The sequence below is a fragment of the Flavobacterium okayamense genome, from assembly GCF_019702945.1.
GTDB classification, from domain to species: Bacteria; Bacteroidota; Bacteroidia; order Flavobacteriales; family Flavobacteriaceae; genus Flavobacterium; species Flavobacterium okayamense.
The window spans coordinates 725,219-740,859 of the sequence record NZ_AP024749.1 but is presented as its reverse complement, the minus strand read 5'-3'; the positions used below and the strand labels follow the sequence as shown (position 1 = coordinate 740,859).

14 protein-coding genes are annotated in these 15,641 nt (G+C 31.6%); 6 read left to right on the top strand and 8 right to left on the bottom strand.

Features of this window, described 5'->3' with window-relative positions; translation table 11 throughout:
- Positions 1-11 precede the first annotated feature (11 nt).
- Both KK2020170_RS03350 and KK2020170_RS03345 read right to left on the bottom strand, forming a co-directional pair.
- Positions 12-398 carry a DoxX family protein gene (locus tag KK2020170_RS03350; protein ID WP_221259394.1) on the bottom strand — a complete coding sequence of 129 codons (387 nt, stop codon included), beginning with the start codon at positions 396-398 and terminating at the stop codon, positions 12-14.
- Between the two features lie 5 nt (positions 399-403).
- A complete protein-coding gene (locus tag KK2020170_RS03345) occupies positions 404-1,549 on the bottom strand; it encodes a DNA polymerase III subunit (RefSeq protein WP_221259393.1) in 1,146 nt (381 codons plus the stop codon).
- A 175-nt stretch (positions 1,550-1,724) separates the two neighbouring features.
- Here KK2020170_RS03345 and KK2020170_RS03340 point away from each other — a divergent pair, with 175 nt between their 5' ends.
- From KK2020170_RS03340 to KK2020170_RS03325, 4 genes are all read left to right on the top strand, one after another.
- Positions 1,725-2,912, top strand: a complete 1,188-nt coding sequence (locus KK2020170_RS03340) for a phosphoglycerate kinase (protein WP_221259392.1) — start codon at positions 1,725-1,727, stop codon at positions 2,910-2,912.
- Positions 2,913-3,012: 100 nt separating this feature from the next.
- Positions 3,013-4,512: a lytic transglycosylase domain-containing protein gene (locus KK2020170_RS03335; protein WP_221259391.1), complete on the top strand. Its 1,500-nt coding sequence runs from the start codon at positions 3,013-3,015 to the stop codon at positions 4,510-4,512.
- 39 nt (positions 4,513-4,551) lie between these two features.
- Positions 4,552-5,532 (top strand): DUF4837 family protein, encoded by a 981-nt coding sequence (locus KK2020170_RS03330; protein ID WP_221259390.1) that lies wholly within the window; start codon positions 4,552-4,554, stop codon positions 5,530-5,532.
- Between the two features lie 122 nt (positions 5,533-5,654).
- Positions 5,655-6,101 (top strand): GNAT family N-acetyltransferase, encoded by a 447-nt coding sequence (locus KK2020170_RS03325; RefSeq protein ID WP_221259389.1) that lies wholly within the window; start codon positions 5,655-5,657, stop codon positions 6,099-6,101.
- Between the two features lie 24 nt (positions 6,102-6,125).
- Here the strand turns inward: KK2020170_RS03325 and KK2020170_RS03320 are convergent, their stop codons facing one another.
- The 6 genes from KK2020170_RS03320 to KK2020170_RS03295 form a co-directional block, all read right to left on the bottom strand.
- Positions 6,126-6,947 carry an OmpA family protein gene (locus tag KK2020170_RS03320; RefSeq protein WP_221259388.1) on the bottom strand — a complete coding sequence of 274 codons (822 nt, stop codon included), beginning with the start codon at positions 6,945-6,947 and terminating at the stop codon, positions 6,126-6,128.
- A gap of 2 nt (positions 6,948-6,949) precedes the next feature.
- Positions 6,950-8,572: a S41 family peptidase gene (locus KK2020170_RS03315; RefSeq protein ID WP_221259387.1), complete on the bottom strand. Its 1,623-nt coding sequence runs from the start codon at positions 8,570-8,572 to the stop codon at positions 6,950-6,952.
- Between the two features lie 124 nt (positions 8,573-8,696).
- Entirely contained in the window at positions 8,697-9,068 is a 372-nt protein-coding gene (gene rnpA / locus KK2020170_RS03310; protein ID WP_221259386.1) for a ribonuclease P protein component, read from the bottom strand.
- A 62-nt stretch (positions 9,069-9,130) separates the two neighbouring features.
- On the bottom strand, positions 9,131-11,008 hold the full coding sequence (locus tag KK2020170_RS03305; RefSeq protein WP_221259385.1) for a M1 family metallopeptidase: 1,878 nt from the start codon (positions 11,006-11,008) through the stop codon (positions 9,131-9,133).
- A gap of 77 nt (positions 11,009-11,085) precedes the next feature.
- Positions 11,086-12,675: a S8 family peptidase gene (locus KK2020170_RS03300; RefSeq protein ID WP_221259384.1), complete on the bottom strand. Its 1,590-nt coding sequence runs from the start codon at positions 12,673-12,675 to the stop codon at positions 11,086-11,088.
- 79 nt (positions 12,676-12,754) lie between these two features.
- Positions 12,755-13,615 (bottom strand): MBL fold metallo-hydrolase, encoded by an 861-nt coding sequence (locus KK2020170_RS03295; RefSeq protein WP_221259383.1) that lies wholly within the window; start codon positions 13,613-13,615, stop codon positions 12,755-12,757.
- A 232-nt stretch (positions 13,616-13,847) separates the two neighbouring features.
- Between KK2020170_RS03295 and KK2020170_RS03290 the strand changes: the two genes are divergently transcribed.
- Both KK2020170_RS03290 and sufB read left to right on the top strand, forming a co-directional pair.
- A complete protein-coding gene (locus KK2020170_RS03290) occupies positions 13,848-14,177 on the top strand; it encodes a HesB/IscA family protein (protein ID WP_221259382.1) in 330 nt (109 codons plus the stop codon).
- Positions 14,178-14,190: 13 nt separating this feature from the next.
- Positions 14,191-15,639, top strand: a complete 1,449-nt coding sequence (gene sufB, locus KK2020170_RS03285) for a Fe-S cluster assembly protein SufB (RefSeq protein ID WP_221259381.1) — start codon at positions 14,191-14,193, stop codon at positions 15,637-15,639.
- Positions 15,640-15,641: the final 2 nt, after the last annotated feature.

Below are 15,641 nucleotides of genomic sequence, written 5' to 3'. Positions count from 1 at the left end.
AAAATTGATATTTAACTTAAAAGGAACACCGCAAAAATTGCTGGAACAAAGTAAATAACAATAGTTCGAGCACCATCATAATCTTTCGCAATTCGTTGTCCAAATAATAAGAAAATAAGTGTAATACAAGACAAAACAGCACCATAGTAACCTACCATAGTGTCACTAGTCGTGAATAATTCGATAATACCCGCAACGCAAAAAACACCAGAGAAAATCTCAAGAATTAGGATAATAAAAAGTGCAATAGGCACTTGTTTTCCTAAAATAGTTTCAGCAAAATGACCTTTTAGCCACTCTACATTTCCTTTCCAATCTTTTATTTTATCATAACCAGATTGTAAAAAAGTAACCGCTAATAAAGCTAAAAGTAAAATTGGAGTCGTTTGTGTAATCATAGTAGTTATTTTTTATGAATAAGTCGTGTTAATTTAATAGATAAATCGGTAAGAACTATTTTACTATTTCCGTTTCTTTCGATGTGATAAATAGCATCTTCTAGCTCCTTAAATATAGGTAAAATATTATTTCCATCTACAAATGGCGCAAATTTTTCAAGCTCAAATTTTGAAACATTTGATTCATAATAGACCAATTCTTTTGTTTGATAATTGTGTAATAACGCTTGTCTAAAAAAGAAAATACAATAGTTTAAAAATTGCTTTTGCACTTCTCTACCCAGTCCTGCAATAGTTTCGCTCCATATGATAAGATCTTGAATTGCAGCTGCATTTCCTTTTGCTCTAAATGCACTCCTCACCCATTGAATAAACCATTCTTCAAAAGGATATTCAGTAGCATCATTTCTTAAAATGTGTAATGCTTTATTGTAGTTTCCTTCACTTTGATGCGCTATTTTTTGCGCTATTTTTTCTTCACAATTTTCACGTGAAACTAATCCTTTTACTATTTCACTTTCAGGTAAACCAATAAAATCTAAAACTTGACAACGCGAATAAATAGTTTGTAAAATATCTTCTAAATGTTCCGTAATAAGAATGAAAATTGTCTTTGCAGGTGGTTCTTCAATTAGTTTAAGTAATTTATTGGAAGCTGAAGTATTCATTTTATCAGCCATCCAAATAATCATAACTTTATAACCACCTTCATAAGCTTTTAAGGCAAGTGATTTGTTTATTTCAGAGGCTTCATCAACACCTATTTGGCCTTGCTTCTTCTCTACTCCTATTTTTTTGTACCAATCAAACAATCCCGCATACGGATTTTCCAAAACAAATTCTCGCCACGATGTTAAAAAGTTGGCACTAACTGGTTTGTTCTTAACCTCATCATTAGTAGCAACGGGAAAAGCAAAATGTAAATCAGGGTGCGATAAATGATTGAATTTTAAATTACAAGCTTCGTTACCTGTATTATTTTCTGCTGAATTTTGACACAAAATATATTGTGCATAAGCAATTGCCATAGGTAAAGTTCCGCTTCCTTCAGGACCAACAAATAATTGTGCATGCGGAATTCTTCCAGCATTGGCACTTTTAATTAAATGGTTTTTAATATGTTCTTGTCCTAAAATCTCAGAAAAAAGCATAAGCTAATACATAAAAATGTGTAAAAAGAGCTGTAAATATACGTAAAGAGAACAAATCAGTGCTTAATTTCAATTACGAAAACGTTAACGGTTAATTTTTTAGCAAATATGAGGGATGTTATAATTTTATTAGCATCAATATTTTATATTTGCAATATAACCTAAAATAGAATTCATGAAAACCCTTAATGATTTTAACTTTTCAAACAAAAGAGCTATTATTCGTGTAGATTTTAATGTACCATTAGATGATAATTTTAAAGTAACTGACGCTACAAGAATTGAAGCTGCGAAACCAACAATAGATAAAATTCTTAATGATGGAGGAAGTGTTATTTTAATGAGTCATTTAGGAAGACCAAAAGGTGTTGAAGCAAAATATTCATTAAGTCATATCGTATATAAAATTGAAGAAGTTTTAGGTAAAAAAGTAAAATTTGTGAACGATTGTATTGGATCAGAAGTTGAAAATGCAGCGGCTAGTCTAAATGCAGGTGAAATTTTATTATTAGAAAATCTTCGCTTTCATGCCGAAGAAGAAAAAGGGGATGTTGCATTTGCTGAAAAATTAGCAAAATTGGGTGATATTTATGTTAACGATGCTTTTGGAACGGCACACAGAGCGCATGCTTCAACTGCAATTATTGCTCAATTTTATCCAAAAGATAAGTGTTTTGGTTATTTGTTAGCCAAAGAAATTGAAAGTATTAATAAAGTATTGAGCGATTCTGAAAAACCAGTAACGGCTATTTTAGGCGGAAGTAAAGTGTCTTCAAAAATTACTATTATCGAGAATATCTTAGATAAAGTTAATCATATGATTATTGGTGGTGGAATGACTTTTACTTTTATCAAAGCGCTAGGTGGAAAAATCGGAAATTCGATTTGTGAAGATGATAAATTAGATTTAGCGATTGAAATCTTGAAAAAAGCCAAAGAAAAAGGAGTTCAAATTCACTTACCTGTTGATGTTATCGCAGCAGATGCTTTTACAAACGATGCCAATACACAAGTTATTGATGTGAATCAAATTCCTGATGGATGGCAAGGTTTAGACGCAGGTCCGAAATCATTAGAAATTTTCAGAAGATTAATTTTAGATTCGAAAACGATACTTTGGAACGGACCTTTAGGAGTTTTTGAAATGGAAAGTTTCGCAAACGGAACTATAAAACTAGGTGATTTCATAGCCGAATCAACTGCAAATGGTGCTTTTTCACTTGTAGGTGGTGGCGATAGTGTTGCTGCAGTAAAACAATTCGGATTTGAAGATAAAATGAGTTATGTTTCAACTGGAGGTGGTGCAATGTTAGAAATGTTAGAAGGACGAGTACTTCCTGGAATTGCTGCAATTTTAGATTAATTTAAAAATAAAAAGTTATATTTGCTACTATTAGCACAATAATTTGAAAATAAACAAGTTATAGTATAATTTAATTTCCCCAAATTTAAATTTTATACTAATGAAAAAACATATAATTACTTCCATTTTACTAAGCTATTCTTTTGCAAGCTTTGCTCAAGAAGAAGCACAAGTAGAACCAAATTTAGAACTTCCAAAAGTTTCATATATCGATTCGTTAAAAGCTACATTTGTAAATCACAATACAAGCAATTGTATTGATGAACGATGGATGGCAGAACTTTCTAATGAAGAAATTTTTGAAGAAATGCAAAACGACGTTACCGAAATAGATATCGATTCGTTAGGAAACGTTAATTATGATTTGTCTACTGAAGTTCTAAAGAAACGTTTAGCAAAATTAGACGCACAGTCTCCATTTAATATTGAACATACACCGGCTTTAGAAAATGTGATTAAAGCATTTTTAAAAAACAGAAAAAGTTCAATGGAGCGTTTGATGGCAATTTCTGAATATTATTTTCCAATGTTTGAAGAACATTTAGCAAAATACGATGTTCCGTTAGAGATTAAATATTTGGCAATTGTAGAATCAGCATTAAATCCTAAAGCACGTTCAAGAGTTGGCGCAACAGGTTTATGGCAATTTATGTATCCAACAGGGAAACAATACAATCTTGAAGTAAATTCTTATGTAGACGAACGTTACGATCCGTTAAAAGCAACAGAAGCTGCTTGTCAATATTTATCAAATTTATACGGAATTTTTGGTGATTGGAGTTTGGTTTTAGCTTCTTATAATGCCGGACCAGGAAATGTATCAAAAGCAATCCGTCGTTCGGGTGGAAGTCAAAATTACTGGAATATTCGCAGAAACCTTCCACGTGAAACAGCAAATTACGTTCCAGCATTTTTAGCAACTATGTATATTTTCGAATACAAAAAAGAACATGGTTTACAACCTCAAAAAGCAACTGCTTCTTATTTTGAAACGGATACAATTGCTGTAAAAAGAGAAATCTCGTTCCAACAAGTTTCCGATTTATTAGATATTCCCGTTGAGCAAATCGAATTTTTAAATCCTATTTACAAATTAAATATTATTCCGTTTGTAGAGGGGAAACAACATTATTTACGTTTGCCTAAAAATAAATTAGGCCTGTTTGTGTCAAATGAAGATAAAGTTTATGCTTATGTAGATTATTTGGCAACTAAAAAAGAAGGTATTCAAACAGAAGCTATTGTAAGTAATTCTTCATCATCTTCAAATGTGATTTATCATAAAATTAGAAGAGGAGAAAGTATTGGGTTAATTGCAGATAAGTATAATGTTTCAATAGCAAACTTGAGAAGATGGAATAATCTAAGAGGAAATACAATACACGCAGGTAAATCTTTAAAAATTTATTCAAGTAAACCTGTGGCAGTCTCAAATTCTAAAAATACTAGTAATAATGGAACTTATACTGTTCAATCTGGGGACTCGTTATATTCAATTGCTAGAAAATTTCCAGGAATTTCTGCAGAAGATTTAAAAAAATGGAACGATATTAGTGGTGATAATATTCAACCGGGAATGAAATTAAAAACAAATGGTTAATTTCACACCCAAATTTGAATTTTAAAAACCAATTTACTGATGAAAAAATTTCTTTTAGTTTTTGTTTGTGCCCTAATTTTAATTGCATGCCAAGAAACCGAAGCCGATAAAAAAGCGGTTTTGTCTGACTCGAACGGGAAAATTAATAATGTCTCATTTTTTATAGATGAAAATTTATGGAATGGAGAAATTGGCGATTCAATACGTAAGAAATTTGCTGCTCCAGTTGATGGATTACCTCAAGAAGAGCCATTGTTCAACCTAAATCAGTATCCAACTAAAATTTTTGAAGGTTTTGCACGTAAAAGTCGAAACATTGTTTACATCTCAAAAGGTGGACAAAATTCGTATGTTGCAAAAGACAATCAGTACGCAAAACCTCAAAAAGTTTTTTTTATTTCGGGTAAAAACAATGAAGAAATCTTAAAACTTCTTGAAGAAAAAACACCTGAAATTATTCAATCTCTAAAAGCTTCTGAAATTACAGAAAACCAAAAAAGAATTAGAAAATCACTAATAAGCGACAAAAACATAAAGGATCGTTTTGGTGTTAGTTTAGAAATTGGATATGGATATAAATACGACATGTTAAAGGATGATTTTCTATGGATAAGAAAAGAATTTTCATCTGGTTATAACAGTATTTTAGTTTATCAGGTTCCCATTAACAAAATTGAAAATGATAGTGCAGTAATTGGAAACATCATTAAAATGCGTGATTCAATTGGTAAACAAAATATTCATGGAGTTTTACCAAATACTTGGATGATTACTGAGGAAGCTTATGCGCCGTATTTGTTTGATACTAAAATTCAAGGTAGAAAAACTTTCTTAACAAAAGGAACCTGGGAATTGAAGAACGATTTCATGGCTGGACCTTTTGTAAATTACGCTATAAAAGATACTAGAAATAATCGCTACTTAATTCTTGAAGGATTTACTTACAATCCGTCGAAAGCAAAACGCGATTTAGTTTTCGAACTCGAAGCGATTATACAGTCGGTTAAGTTTTTGAAGTAATATTAACTTCATATTTTTTGTTATCAGCTTCGCTCTGTTCGGCAACGCCTCGAGTCTGAACAAAGCGAAAAATCTATGTATTATGAGTTTCCTCCTAACATCGGAATGACAATTTTATTACAATGGAAATTAAATTCAAAATAAAGCGATTTAACGAGCTTTCTATAAGCGAACTATATAATTTACTCCAATTGCGTTCAGAAGTGTTTGTGGTGGAGCAAAATTGCGTTTATCAAGATGTAGATGGCAAAGACGCAAAGGCAATTCACGTTTTAGGATATTATAACGAAGAATTGGTGGCTTATTCGCGTTTATTTGATAAAGGATATTATTTTGAGGAAACCTCAATAGGAAGAGTGGTAGTAAAACAGAAATGTCGCGATAAAAAATTCGGACACGATTTAATGCGAGTTTCTATTGAAGCGATAAAAGAAAATTTCAACGAAACAACTATTGAAATTTCAGCTCAAGAATATTTGCAAAAATTTTATGAGTCTCACGGATTTGTAAAAATCAGCGAAATGTACTTAGAAGACGATATTCCGCATATAAGAATGAAAAAAGGCTGATTATATTTTCAGCCTTTTTTTATATTAAATCTTCGTAATAACTAATTCCACTCTTCTATCAAATTGTGAACCTTTGCCTAGAGGTTGACTGTTCCCCAATCCAATAGTTTTCATTCTTGATTTAGCAATTTTTTTTGAAGAAAAGTATTTAAAAACACGTTCTGCTCTGTTAATAGATAACTCACGCTTTTTTGTAGCACGATCAATGGCTTCTGTATGATAAGGTGTACAACAAACATGGCCTTGAATTTCAAATTCAAGTTTAGGAAATCGATATAATTGTCTTGCAATAAAATCTAATTGTTTTTTTGCTTTAAACGTTAGATTACTACTACCTCGTTCAAATAACACATCGTCTAAATAAATTCGATCACCAACAACAGGATTTTTAGGGAGTTGTTCATACAAATGTGGTATGCCTAAATGCGACACAACTACAGGCTTGTAATTAACAACAACATCTACACGACGGTTTTTTGAACGGACTTCAGGAACATTATCTAATACATCTTCGTCAATTAAAATACGCCCTTTTCCCTCTATTGTAATTATAATTTTATTTTTTATGCCTTTTTCAACAAGTTTGTTTTTTACTGTAGTAGCTCTATTTGTCGATAATTTATAATTATAAGCATCTTTACCTCTATCGTCACAATATCCAAATATTTCAATAGATTCAACTTTGGTTGTATCTAATTTTTTTACGAAATTGACAACTCCATCAGCTTGTTCAGGCTTTAAATTGTATTTATCAAATTCAAAATATATAGAGTGTACTTCTTCATCTTGTTGTGAAAACCCTAAAAAAGGAATTATTACAATAAAGAATAGTAGAATTTTACGCATGATTATTGTTTTAAAATAGATTTATATTGCGCTAAATTATTTAGTACTTCTTTAGCTTTTTTAATTTCAGTATTTTTATCAGTATAAGAAGAATAAAGCCCTTCTCTATAATGATTTCTAATAATCAATTCTTCTTCAATTTGTTTAAGAATCTCAGCTTTATACTTTACAATTTCTGCTTCTTCGCTTTGTTTAATCTTTTGTTCTAGTTGTTCATACTGAGTAGCGATTACCACATCAATTTTTTCTTTTTTAGCTTTTTCTAAAAGGACTTCTAAAGCACGTTCTGTTTCCGTGTCTAATTTATACTTGTCATTTTTTACAAAATTTTTAAAAGCGTTAAAATCTGTTTCTGAAACTGAAGTGTTATTTGGCTTTTGATAGTACATTTGCGTAGCAAAATCAAAAATTGCGTTGTTTTTTAGTAACGCATCAGTTATCGAACTTGTTTTAGTTTCTGCAATAACAATATCAGGTTGAATTCCTCCGCCATCATAAACAGTTCTTCCTTTTTTGGTAGTAAAAGCATTAAATTCTTCTTGCGTTTTCTTTATAGCTTTTCCGTTTTCATCTTTTCTAGAATAATCTAATGCTTGAATACAGCGTCCTGAAGGCGTATAGTAACGTGAAATAGTAACTTTAACTTGAGTGCCGTAAGATAAGTTTAAAGGACGTTGAACTAATCCTTTTCCGAAACTACGACTACCTAAAACAACAGCTCTGTCTAAATCTTGTAAAGCACCTGAAACAATCTCAGAAGCCGAAGCACTTTTACCATCTACAATTACGGCCAAAGGAATATCTAAATCTAAAGGCTGATTTTGTGTACGATAGGTATTGTTATGTTTTTCATTTTTTGATTTTGTAGTTACAATTATTTCCCCTTTAGGAACAAATAAATTGCAAATATTTACTGCTTCATGAAGTAAACCACCTGGATTTCCTCTTAAATCAAGAATGATTTTTGTTGCTCCTTTACCTTTTAAATCTATCAGTGCAGAACGCACTTCTTTGCTAGCTGTTTCTGTAAATTTAGTTAAAACAATATACCCAACATTATCATCTAGTAATTTGAAGAAGGGAACTGCTTTTATTTCTACTTCGTTTAAGATAATTTCAGTTGTTTGTTTTTTTCCTAGACGTAAATATTGAATGTTTACTTTACTACTTTTAGAGCCTCTTAATAGTTGAGAAGCGTCTTCTTTGTATTCTTTAAGATTGATGTCATCAATTTGGACAATTTCGTCACCAGCTTTAAGTCCAGCTTTATCAGCAGAGAATCCTTTATAGACTTCTTTTAAAATTACATGTCCATCAATACGTTGAACTAAAGCGCCAATTCCTGTATATTCTCCAGTATTATTAATCTTAAAACGCAAAACATCTTGTTCGTTAAAAAAAACAGTATACGGATCTAATTCTGAAAGCATACTTTTCAATGCCACATCCATTAACTCGCCAGGATTTGTTTCATCTACATAGTTTTGGTTTACCGTTTTAAAGGTTTCTGTAAAAATTTCTATTTGCTTAGCGATTTCGAAAAAGTCATTTCGAAAGCTGGCTCCAATAAATAGAAATACAACTGAAAAAATTGTAATGATATAATGTTTTTTAAGTAGTCTCATTTTGATCCAAAATTTTCTTAATTCTTTAAGAATTAAATATATTAACTGCTAATTTAAGTATTATTGATTTAAAACCTAAAATTGTTTTGTGAAAACTATACGTTTACAAAAATTTAGCCAAACTTTACTTTTCAGTTTCTTTTTGAAATTTTTCGAATAGAAGAATCATCTTTTCTTGAATTTCTTCAAATGATAAGCGGTCTTTTGTTTGGTACAAAAGCATCATGCTGTACTTTTTTTCTGAATCAATTTTTAATAAATTTTTATTTAAACGATACGATTCTCTGAGTAAGCGTTTAAAAAGATTTCTATCTACAGCTTTTTTAAAATATTTTTTTGAAACTGAAACTCCAATTTGTAGTTTCTCTTCTGCATTTGGATTTTCAACATAAACCAAACGTAAGGGATATTTTGCAACCGATTTACCTTCAGAAAAAAGTAAATTTATTGCCGTTTGACTTTTTAATTTTTCGTGTTTGGGATACGTAAATTTCATTGAGGCAAAGGTATAAAAAAAGCCATCTAAACGATGGCTTTTGTTTTTATGAGGAAATTAAATTATTTTTTCTCCCAAGTATTGTTGTTTAAATCAACGTCAGCCATTAAGCCGCTAGGGTCGATAACAATTGCTTTTATACCTTTTTTAGTTGTAAAACTAAATGTAGGGTATGCCCAATCCCAACCTTCTAAAACAGTTCTTTCTATTGGAAAAGGATTTGGTTTTTCCCAACGCATTAAAGTATTTGGAATGTAAAAAGTATCTTGAGTTCCATCTTCATAAACAACCAATAAATCTATTGGCATAGGCATTCTTCCAATTCTTTCAAGAGTTACTTTACTCATATTATTTTCTTCGGAAACATTTTTTATTCCATAATCAATTGTATTGGTAGTTTGTGTCCAATCTACTAAATACCAATCTAAATTAGCTCCAGAAACTTTTTCGGCAGTTCTTTTAATATCATTTGGAGTTGGATGTGTAAACTTATAATCGTTGTAATAACGTTTTAAAGTTTTCATTAAGTTTTCTACCCCAATAACATATCCTAATTGCGATAAAAAGATTTCACCTTTACTATAAGCTCCAATTCCATATGTCATATTAAAATCATAACGATCTGCATGGGTAGAAAGCGGTTGTTCTTTACCACTTTTAGCTAAATAACGATAACCTTGGTAGGCTCCTTCGAAAGGGTTAACTTCTTCGCCGTCTTTAGTTTTAGATGGTAAAACTTGTTCCATAGCTAAATCTGAAATAAATGAAGTAAAACCTTCATCCATCCATTCATGTTTACTCTCGTTTGATGCTAAAATATGTTGGAACCAAGAATGCGCAAATTCGTGTGCCGTTACACCGACTAAGCTTCCATAACTTCTGTTTCCAGTTATTAATGTACACATCGCATATTCCATTCCACCATCGCCACCTTGTACAATAGAATATTGTTTGTAAGGATATTCACCAACAGCTTTATTGAAAAACGCCAATAATTCAACAGTTTTGGGTTGAAGTTTTTTCCAGTTTTCTATATTTTCTTTCTTGTTTTTATAGAAGAAATGTAATTCTACATTATTTGGTCCTAAAACCATATCGTGAAGGTATTCATTATCAGCACCCCAAGCAAAATCGTGAACATTTGGCGCAACAAAATGCCAAGTTAATGTTTTTGCTTTCTTAGGAAGCTTTACTTCTACACTCTTATCTTGATAGCCGTGACCTATTTCATTTTTGTTTTGTAAATATCCTGTACCGCCAATAGTATATTCTTTATCAAGTGTAATTTTTACATCGAAATTTCCCCAAACACCATGAAATTCTCTTCCAATGTATGGATCGGCATGCCAACCTTCAAAATCATATTCAGCCATTTTAGGATACCATTGTGTCATTGAAAGCGCTACACCTTCTTCTGAATTTCTACCTGAACGACGAACCTGTAAAGGAACTTGTCCATCAAAATCTAAAACAAAAGTTGTTTTTTGATGAGGTAAAATAGGTTCGTTTAACTCAACTTCCATAACAGTTCCAACAACTTTAGTAGAAGCAGGTTTACCATTTTGAGTAAAGTTTGAAATTTTCAAATAGCCAATTTCATTTGGTTGTAATGTGCTAATTCTACTTTCAGTAACATCTTCATTTCCTTTTTTAAAAGATCGTACCATTCTTTTATCAGGATCGGCAATAGTTTGTAAACGAACATCCATAGCACTTCCAGGTTGAAAGGCATTAGGGTACAAATGATAATAAACTTTTTTTAGTGTATCTGGAGAATGGTTAGTATAAACTAATTCTTGATGTCCTTTATATTGGTAATTTTTAACATTCATATCAACATCCATTTTGTAGTCGACATGTTGTTGCCAATAACCAGAATTTGGATTGTTTTGACTAAATCCTATAGTCGAAAACAAAGTAATAATTAATAATTTCTTCATTGCTATAAATTAAAAACCACAAAACCGTTTTTTTTATATAAATCGATTTTGTGGTTAGTTTATTGTAAAAAATTGAATTATTTAGACATTTTCTCTGCCATTATAATAGCATTGTAAGCATTAACAATTTTACCTGTTTTTGATACTTCTGAGAAATTAGCTTTATGTTGATCTTCACCAACTTTTACGTCATTTTTAAGTGGTAAACCACTATCCATAATGATTTGCTTCACTTGAGCAGCAGTTAAATTAGGATAATATGAACGAATTAAAGCTGCAACACCAGCAACATTAGGAGAAGCCATAGAAGTTCCTTGTAGATACTCATAAGATTGATTAGGTGTTGTAGCATAAATTTTCATACCAGGAGCAAAAACATCAACGTTTTTCTTTCCGTAGTTTGAAAAAGGAGCTACCATTTTAGAACCGTATTCAACATTTAATGCACCTACAATTAACACATTGTTAGAAATTTCAGGAGCACCATCGTAAGAATCACTTGGGTATTTGTTTACTACATCTAAATCTTTAGAATCGTTACCAGCTGCAAAAATTACTAATACATCTTTTTCAGCAGCATATTTTAAAGCGTCTTGAACCCATTCTTTATTTGGAGAGAAGTATTTACCAAATGAACCATTAATTACTTTTGCTCCATTATCTACAGCATAACGAATTCCTAATGCAATATCTTTATCATACTCATCGCCATTTGGAACCGCTCTAATTGCCATAATTTTAACATTTTTAGCAACACCATCTCCACCTTTTCCGTTTCCTCTTACTTGAGCAACAATTCCAGCAACGTGAGTTCCGTGTTTTGCATCTTCAGCATCTGGACCAATTACGTTGTTGTTACCATATTTAGTATCGTTAATATCGTTAGGGTTATCACCTACAATTTTACGTCCATTAAAATTAACATTTAAGTTGTAGTTTAATTGATCGTAAACATAATCTACGCCACTTTGAATTCTTTTATCGAAAGCTTCTTTTGTAGTACTACTTAAAATTTGAGTAAACATAGCTTTGTATTGAGACAAAGTAGGATCTTCAGTTTGAATTCCCTTAACATCTTCTAAAGTAAAGTTGTCTTTCTTTAAATGTTCTTTGATTGCTTTGTCAGCGGCAACAATCATATCGATTTGTTGTTTTGTTTGCATTACCCCAGCAATATCTTCATCAAGTTCTGCTTTTGCTTTATCATAATCTGGAGTTCCAGGTCCTTTAGCAACAATACGAGTTTTTTCTAATTGTTCATCATTACTATCTCCAAGGAAATTCCAACCATGAATGTCATCGATGTAACCATTGTTATCATCATCTTTTCCGTTGTTCGCAATTTCTTTAGAGTTTGTCCAAATCTGGCCTTGTAAATCTTCATGACGAATATCTACTCCAGAATCTACAATACCAACAATAACCGTTGTTGATTTTTTTCCTTTCAATAATTCTGCATAAGCTTTATCAACGCTCATTCCAGGAACAGTATCTTTAACAAGATCTAAATGACTCCATCTTTTTAAATCATTTTCAGCTAAAGGAGTAATTTTTAACGGTTGATTATCAACATTTTCAATTGGTGTTGAAATCATTTTTGAAGATCCACAGCTAGATAAGACTAAAGCAGCAACTGCAGAAATGTAAATAGGTTTTAAAGTTCTCATTTATAAAGTTTTATGTTTATAACTAATTTAATTTGACAAATATGCTTTTATTTTGTTACACTATATTTACTATTTAACACTAATTTAGGATTTCATCGCAAGTAAATACTTCGTTTAAACGAACTCCTTTTTCTCTGTTTTGAACGGTTATAATTTGATTGTGAGCATCGTGCTCTAACCATAAATAGTAATTATTATCTGCTGCGATTTTTAAAAAAATTTCTTTCTCTGACATAGACAATAAAGGTCTTGTATCATAACCAGTTACATATGGAATAGGAATATGCCCTGCTGTTGGCAACATATCAGCACAAAAAACTATCGTTTTACCTTTGTAGTTTACATGTGGCAACATTTGCTTTTCAGTATGTCCATCTGCAAAGAAAATGCCAAGATCAAGTTCAGAAGTTTCAGAAAAACCACTTTCGGGTCTTGAAATAAAATGCAAATGACCACTTTCTTGCATAGGAATTATGTTCTCATGTAAAAAAGAAGCTTTTTCACGAGCATTAGGAATAGTTGCCCATTCCCAATGATTTTCATTTGTCCAATAACGTGCATTTTTAAACGCAACTTCATAACCCGTTCTGTCTTTATTCCAATTCACACTACCGCCACAATGGTCGAAGTGCAAGTGCGTCATAAAAACATCGGTTATATCATCTGGATGAAATCCTTTTTCTTTAAGTGATTTTTCTAAAGAGAAATCTCCCCAAAGTGAATAATAACCAAAAAATTTATCTGATTGTTTATTACCCATTCCAGTATCAATCAAAATTAATCGGTTACCATCTTCAATTAACATGCAACGAGCCGCAATATCAATTAAATTATTGCTGTCGGCGGGATTAGTTCTATTCCAAATAGATTTAGGTACAACACCAAACATCGCGCCTCCATCTAACTTAAAATTTCCAGCTTCAATAGGGTAAATTTTCATTTGAATTAAATTTTCTGCAAGTTACAAATTTTGTATAGCATTTACTATAAGTTCTTTTTATGCTACAATAAGTTATAAAAATGTTACGATTCATTGCATTTCGTATTTTATAAACTATCTTTGCGGTTAATTTAGACAAAATCAAAATTAGCTATGAAATTAGCAATAAGAAGAATTAATTTTTTTATTGCGAATTACATAACACCGATTAAAAATAAATAACAAAGAGGTTATGATTAAAGTGTCAGATTCGGCAAAAAAGAAAGCCATTGAGTTAATGACGGATGATGGATTTGATGCAACTATCGATTTTATTCGCGTAGGGGTTAAAAGTGGTGGTTGTAGTGGCTTGTCTTATGAACTAAAGTTTGATAACCAGCAAAAAGATGAAGATAAACTTTTTGAAGATAATGGTGTAAAAATTTTAGTCGACAAAAAAAGCTTTTTATACTTGATTGGAACCACACTTGAGTATTCAGGTGGTTTAAATGGAAAAGGATTTGTTTTTAACAACCCAAATGCGAACAGAACTTGTGGTTGCGGTGAATCGTTTTCACTATAAATATTAGATTATAATGTCAAAATATACAGAAGAACATTTAAAAGAAGAATTAGCTTCAAAAGAATACGAATACGGATTTTATACTGATATAGAATCGGAGACGTTTCCTGCGGGTCTAAATGAAGAAATTGTTCGTGCTATTTCAAAAAAGAAAAACGAACCCGAATGGATGACCGAGTGGCGTTTAGAAGCATTCCGTATTTGGAACGAAATGACAGAACCAGAATGGGCAAATGTTCATTATGAAAAACCAGATTTTCAAGCGGTTTCTTATTATTCTGCACCCAAGAAAAAAGATAAGTACGAAAGTTTAGATGAGGTAGATCCAGAATTGTTAGAAACATTCAAAAAATTGGGTATTTCTATTGATGAACAAAAGAAATTAGCAGGTGTTGCTGTGGATATTGTAATGGATTCAGTTTCTGTAGCAACTACTTTTAAGAAAACCTTAGCCGAAAAAGGGATTATTTTCTGTTCGATTTCTGAAGCGATTCAAAATCATCCCGAATTAGTTCGTAAACATTTAGGGACTGTTGTGCCACAACAAGATAATTTTTACGCTGCTTTAAATTCAGCAGTATTTTCAGATGGAAGTTTTTGTTATATTCCAAAAGGCGTTCGTTGTCCAATGGAATTATCAACGTATTTCCGAATCAATCAAGGTGGAACAGGTCAGTTTGAAAGAACCTTAGTAATTGCAGATGAAGGAAGTTACGTTTCGTATTTAGAAGGTTGTACAGCTCCAAGTCGCGATGAAAACCAATTACACGCAGCTGTTGTAGAGTTAATTGCTTTAGATAATGCTGAAATAAAATATTCAACAGTACAAAACTGGTATCCAGGAAATAAAGAAGGTAAAGGAGGCGTTTACAATTTTGTAACCAAAAGAGGTTTGTGTGAGAAAAATGCAAAAATTTCTTGGACACAAGTAGAAACAGGTTCGGCAGTAACATGGAAATATCCTTCATGTGTTTTGAAAGGTGATAATTCAATTGGTGAATTCTATTCGATTGCCGTTACCAATAATTTCCAACAAGCCGATACAGGAACGAAAATGATTCATTTGGGTAAAAACACCAAATCGACAATCATTTCTAAAGGTATTTCTGCTGGAAAATCACAAAACAGTTATAGAGGATTGGTTCAAATTTCATCAAGAGCTGAAAATGCACGTAACTTTTCACAATGTGATTCTTTGTTAATGGGTAACGAGTGTGGTGCACATACTTTTCCTTACATAGAAAGTAAAAATGCATCTGCAAAAATTGAACACGAAGCAACCACTTCAAAAATTGGAGAAGATCAAGTGTTTTACTGTAACCAAAGAGGAATTCCAACGGAAAAAGCAATTGCATTAATCGTAAACGGGTTCAGCAAAGAAGTATTGAATAAATTACCAATGGAATTTGCAGTGGAAGCTCAAAAATTATTAGAGATTTCATTAGAAGGTTCTGTAGGATAATC

Coding starts and splice junctions, on each gene's coding strand:
- KK2020170_RS03350 (WP_221259394.1), bottom strand. CDS start 398: ATGATTACACAAACGACTCCAATTTTACTTTTAGCTTTATTAGCGGTT.
- KK2020170_RS03345 (WP_221259393.1), bottom strand. CDS start 1,549: ATGCTTTTTTCTGAGATTTTAGGACAAGAACATATTAAAAACCATTTA.
- KK2020170_RS03340 (WP_221259392.1), top strand. CDS start 1,725: ATGAAAACCCTTAATGATTTTAACTTTTCAAACAAAAGAGCTATTATT.
- KK2020170_RS03335 (WP_221259391.1), top strand. CDS start 3,013: ATGAAAAAACATATAATTACTTCCATTTTACTAAGCTATTCTTTTGCA.
- KK2020170_RS03330 (WP_221259390.1), top strand. CDS start 4,552: ATGAAAAAATTTCTTTTAGTTTTTGTTTGTGCCCTAATTTTAATTGCA.
- KK2020170_RS03325 (WP_221259389.1), top strand. CDS start 5,655: ATGGAAATTAAATTCAAAATAAAGCGATTTAACGAGCTTTCTATAAGC.
- KK2020170_RS03320 (WP_221259388.1), bottom strand. CDS start 6,947: ATGCGTAAAATTCTACTATTCTTTATTGTAATAATTCCTTTTTTAGGG.
- KK2020170_RS03315 (WP_221259387.1), bottom strand. CDS start 8,572: ATGAGACTACTTAAAAAACATTATATCATTACAATTTTTTCAGTTGTA.
- rnpA (WP_221259386.1), bottom strand. CDS start 9,068: ATGAAATTTACGTATCCCAAACACGAAAAATTAAAAAGTCAAACGGCA.
- KK2020170_RS03305 (WP_221259385.1), bottom strand. CDS start 11,008: ATGAAGAAATTATTAATTATTACTTTGTTTTCGACTATAGGATTTAGT.
- KK2020170_RS03300 (WP_221259384.1), bottom strand. CDS start 12,675: ATGAGAACTTTAAAACCTATTTACATTTCTGCAGTTGCTGCTTTAGTC.
- KK2020170_RS03295 (WP_221259383.1), bottom strand. CDS start 13,615: ATGAAAATTTACCCTATTGAAGCTGGAAATTTTAAGTTAGATGGAGGC.
- KK2020170_RS03290 (WP_221259382.1), top strand. CDS start 13,848: ATGATTAAAGTGTCAGATTCGGCAAAAAAGAAAGCCATTGAGTTAATG.
- sufB (WP_221259381.1), top strand. CDS start 14,191: ATGTCAAAATATACAGAAGAACATTTAAAAGAAGAATTAGCTTCAAAA.